At 36.5% G+C, this 4,416-nt stretch carries 4 protein-coding genes and 1 pseudogene; all 5 read left to right on the top strand.

Annotation, left to right across the window (positions count from 1 at the left end):
- The coding region (locus ACFIL8_RS06760) for a YadA-like family protein (protein ID WP_375606732.1) at positions 1 to 276 on the top strand (276 nt) is incomplete at its 5' end.
- Positions 273 to 878 carry an invasion associated locus B family protein gene (locus ACFIL8_RS06755; RefSeq protein ID WP_375611868.1) on the top strand — a complete coding sequence of 202 codons (606 nt, stop codon included), beginning with the start codon at positions 273 to 275 and terminating at the stop codon, positions 876 to 878. The genes ACFIL8_RS06760 and ACFIL8_RS06755, both read left to right, overlap by 4 nt.
- A gap of 904 nt (positions 879 to 1,782) precedes the next feature.
- Entirely contained in the window at positions 1,783 to 3,093 is a 1,311-nt protein-coding gene (locus ACFIL8_RS06750) for a Ppx/GppA phosphatase family protein (RefSeq protein ID WP_375627678.1), read from the top strand.
- A gap of 29 nt (positions 3,094 to 3,122) precedes the next feature.
- Positions 3,123 to 3,851: an RlmE family RNA methyltransferase gene (locus ACFIL8_RS06745; RefSeq protein WP_273790641.1), complete on the top strand. Its 729-nt coding sequence runs from the start codon at positions 3,123 to 3,125 to the stop codon at positions 3,849 to 3,851.
- Between the two features lie 173 nt (positions 3,852 to 4,024).
- Positions 4,025 to 4,416 (top strand): annotated as a pseudogene (gene obgE / locus ACFIL8_RS06740) (GTPase ObgE); the annotation flags it as partial.

The following is a 4,416-nucleotide window of genomic DNA, read 5'->3' as shown; positions in this document are numbered from 1 at the left end:
ATGAAGTTTGAGACATTGAATTATGCTATTCAGGATGTTCGGAAAGAAGCAAGACAAGCTGCTGCTATTGGTCTAGCGGTGTCCAACTTACGTTACTATGATATACCAGGATCTTTAAGTGTTTCATTTGGGAGTGGTTTATGGCGCAGTCAATCTGCACTTGCTATTGGTGCTGGTTATACATCTGAAGATGGAAATATTCGCTCGAATGTATCTGTGACAAGTGCTGGAGGTCATTGGGGAATAGGTGCTGGAATTACTCTGAGGTTGAGATGATAATAGAAAAAATGGCTGTTATTGTAAAAACGAGAAGTATGTTAGTAAAGGTTCTGCTGTTTGCTCTTGCCTTAATAGGCAAGAGCGAAAGCTTTGCCAACGAGAACAATAATATTTATACAGTGCATCCACCGCACTTATCGATACCTAAGGGAGAACCTGGCGAAACACGTCGAATTATTATGCAGTTTTATGATTGGACTTTGATTTGTGACGAAAAACAAAAGCTTAAACATAAGCAAGGTATATGTAATGTGACACAGACGGTTCATGATCAAGAAGGAAATACCATTTTTAGTTGGTCTCTTGTTTCTACGACAAGTGGTCAAGCAGTGATGCTTTTTCGAACATTGCCAAATTCTGATATAAATGTTCCGATTCAAATGTTTGTAAAAGGTGTTAAAAAACCTGTTCTTATTAATTATACGCAATGTAATGAAACGGTTTGTTTGGCACAATCACCTGTAGGGCCGGTTTTGACTAAACAAATAGAGCAGAACAATAAGGTACGTATTTCCTATAAAACTAAAGAAGGTAAGGTATTTTCTTTTACTGTACCATTTAAAGGGTTAAATGCAGCACTTAATTCTTTCCGTCCTTAGAATTCATCGAGTATTTTTAACAAGAGTCATTTTTCCATAAATTGTTGTATTATATTTCTGAGTGTAAATTATAAGGTCAAATAAGTAAGAAGTTTTATATAATATGATATCGAGGTGATTTATTGGAAAGAGTGAGAGTTTTATGAATATAAAGTCACAGTAAGTTATTTATATGTAATAGAAAATAAAGTTAGTGTTTCCCGTAATGCTTAAAGAATGATTTCGTTAGTTATTAAAAGTAAAAAAGATTAGAAATACTCGATTTATTCCTTACAATAATGAGTAGACTAAATTCTTTTTTTAAGCTTAAAATGGATTTTTAAAGCGGTCTGATTAAGCATTAATATTTTTCAGATAAATTTATAATTCTAGAGTTTTTTTTGAACGATAGTTTTTATTGGTATTCACGAAATAACAGCTATTGTAATTGCATTTTGTAGTACTACGGAACTTTTATTCCAGCATAATCAAAGCCATTTCATTGCATATAACAAACGAGGTTTGTGTGTGGATAACAAAAAAAATTTTTTTCTTATAAACCGTACTAATGTATAGGTTGTTGTAACCTTAAGAGTCAGCAAATAGTATGATAGTGTAGGTTTGTTACAATAGAGGTGTGCTCCGTGTGAATGGTATCAAGAAAAGAGCATAATTTATAAAAATTGATGTGAACGTAAACGATTAATTTATAGTTTTAAGTTCATAAAGAGATGCATGATTTCACGGAAACAACCGAAAGATTATACAAAAAACTGAATGATGTTAGTGTAGAAAATTTTAATGATAGAAAAAGAAAGAATGATTTCTTGTATATATCATTTGATGCTGCATTATTGCTTTATTTAGGAATGAGCAGAAGAGTTTTCGCGTTTATTTATTGGGGGACGCTCAAGGGATAAGGGACATGACCCCGTTAAATTATGGTTCAAAAGAGTTAAAGCAAGGAGAAATATACGATACCAAAGCAGATCAGTTGTATGATCAGTGCGGTAGTAATACAAATAATCTTTCTGCATTGTCACGAACAGAGGCATACTCTGTCCTTGTTGATATAAAGAGACAACAGAGAAAAAAACATTATGAACAGAAACAGGTTTTTGTTCAATCTGAGGCAGCTTTTGAGTTTCATAATCAGATAATGATAGGTGCTCAAAAAACAAAAAAACTCAAAGCACCTTTTCTTCGACGGTTCCATCCAGTAAAATCTCCACCTCTTTATGCGGCACTTGATCTCGGAACAAATAATTGTCGTCTTCTTATCGCATCTCCCAGTAAACCTGGATATTTTCGTGTTGTTGATGCTTTTTCTCGTATTGTACGATTGGGAGAAGGTTTAATAAATAACGGTTTTCTTAATACACAAGCTATGGATCGTGCGATTGAAGCATTAAAGATTTGTCATTTAAAGCTAAAACAAAGGCATATTAAGCGTTATCGCTTGATTGCAACGGAAGCTTGTCGTTCTGCAGAAAATGGTAGACATTTTATTCAGCGTGTTTTGGAGGAGACAGGTCTTGAATTGGAAATTGTTGATCGGCAAACAGAAGCGCGTTTTGCTGTTACAGGGTGTAGTACACTTGTTGAACCAAATACTGACGCAATTGTGCTTTTTGATATTGGAGGAGGATCATCAGAAATTGTGCTACTGGATGTTTCTCAAAAGCGTTCTTTTCGTTTAGCTCGACAAATTATCGCTTGGACTTCTCTTCCTGTTGGTGTTGTTACGCTTGCTGAACGTTTTGGAGGGAATGATATTAGCTTAGACGATTTTGAAAAAATGAAAAGCTATGTGCGAGGGTTATTAAATAATTTTTCAGATCGTCATAAATTAGGAGAGTTAGCACAAGGTTCAAAGTTTCATCTTTTGGGAACCTCCGGTACGGTTACGACTTTAGCAGGAATGTATCTTAATTTAGAGCGTTATGATAGGAAAAAAGTGGATGGCATTTGGATGAAGGATGCAGACATTACACTTATGACACAACGTCTATTATCATGGGATATAGAAAAACGTGTCATAAGTCCTTTTATTGGGCGCGAGAGAGCAGATTTAGTTTTAGCTGGTTGTGCAATTTTAGATGTTATTCGGGAAGTTTGGCCAAGTCAGCGTTTAAGAGTTGCTGATCGTGGATTAAGGGAAGGAATTTTGATAGAGCTAATGTTACGCGATGGGGTATGGTGTCGTCGTAGAAAGAGCAGAGATTTCAAGCGTTAGAGAATTAAATATGGAGACAATGAATAACGATGAAAAAAACAACAAAAACACCGAGAGGTGGCTATGGAGGTTCAGGGTCACATGAATTATATCAGCGCGTAAAAAAGAAAGCAGGAACCATTAAAGCTTCATCACGACGATGGTTAGAGAGGCATCTGAATGATCCTTATGTCCATCAATCAAAAGTAGATGGGTATCGTTCGCGTGCGGCTTATAAACTCATTGAAATTAATGAGCGCTATAGGTTTTTGAAAAAAGGTCAAAAGGTTATTGATCTAGGAGCAGCACCTGGGGGCTGGTGTCAGGTGGCTGAGCGTATAGTAGGGTCAAGTGATGAGGATCCTAGCGTTGTTGGTATTGATTATTTACATGTTGATCCATTACCTAGAGTTGCCATGTTGGAAATGGATTTTTTGCATACAGATGCACCGCAGAAATTAATTGAAACTTTAGGGACAAAACCGGATGTGGTTCTTTCTGATATGGCAGCGCCAACAACAGGTCATCGTCAGACGGATCATTTAAGAACGATTTATTTATGTGAAGTTGCGGCTGATTTTGCTCTTTCGGTTCTTAAGCCTGGGGGACATTTTTTAGCAAAGGCTTTTCAAGGAGGAGCAGAAAACACTCTTCTTACGATACTAAAACAGCATTTTAAAAAAGTCTATCATGTTAAACCACCCGCAAGCCGATCAGAATCAGTAGAGCTTTATCTTCTAGCACTTGAATTTAAGGGAAAAACAAAAATACAAGAATAGCGCCTTCTTTTAAGAAGACTTAACTTTACTTAACCTATTTAGATGTGATGATTTTTTTCTCAAGGAGTTATCGGCGATAGTGACAGTTTTTCTGTTATCAATGATGAAAAACTGGTAAAACTAATGTATTGCCTATAGAGGTAAAGAGATTGATTCCTCAGTGAGTACTTCCAATGAAATTTCTTGATCAAGCTAAAGTTTATATTCGTTCTGGTAATGGAGGTTCTGGAGCAGTATCATTTCGTCGTGAAAAATTCATAGAATTTGGGGGACCTGATGGGGGGAATGGAGGACGGGGTGGTGATGTTTGGGCTCTTGTTGTTGATGGGCTTAACACACTGATTGATTATCGCTACCAACAGCATTTTAAAGCAAAAACAGGGGGGCATGGCAAGGGGCGTAATATGACGGGTGAGAAGGGTAATGATGTCATCCTTAAAGTTCCGGTTGGGACGCAAATTTTTGAAGAAGATAATACAACGTTAATCTGTGATTTAACGGAAGTGGGACAGCGCTATCGCCTTGCAAAAGGAGGGAATGGCGGTTTTGGCAATCTTCACTTTAC

This window comes from Bartonella sp. AP57NXGY, assembly GCF_042195805.1.
GTDB lineage: Bacteria > Pseudomonadota > Alphaproteobacteria > Rhizobiales > Rhizobiaceae > Bartonella.
Note: the sequence above shows the minus strand (reverse complement) of the source record. Positions and strands in the feature narration are given on the sequence as shown.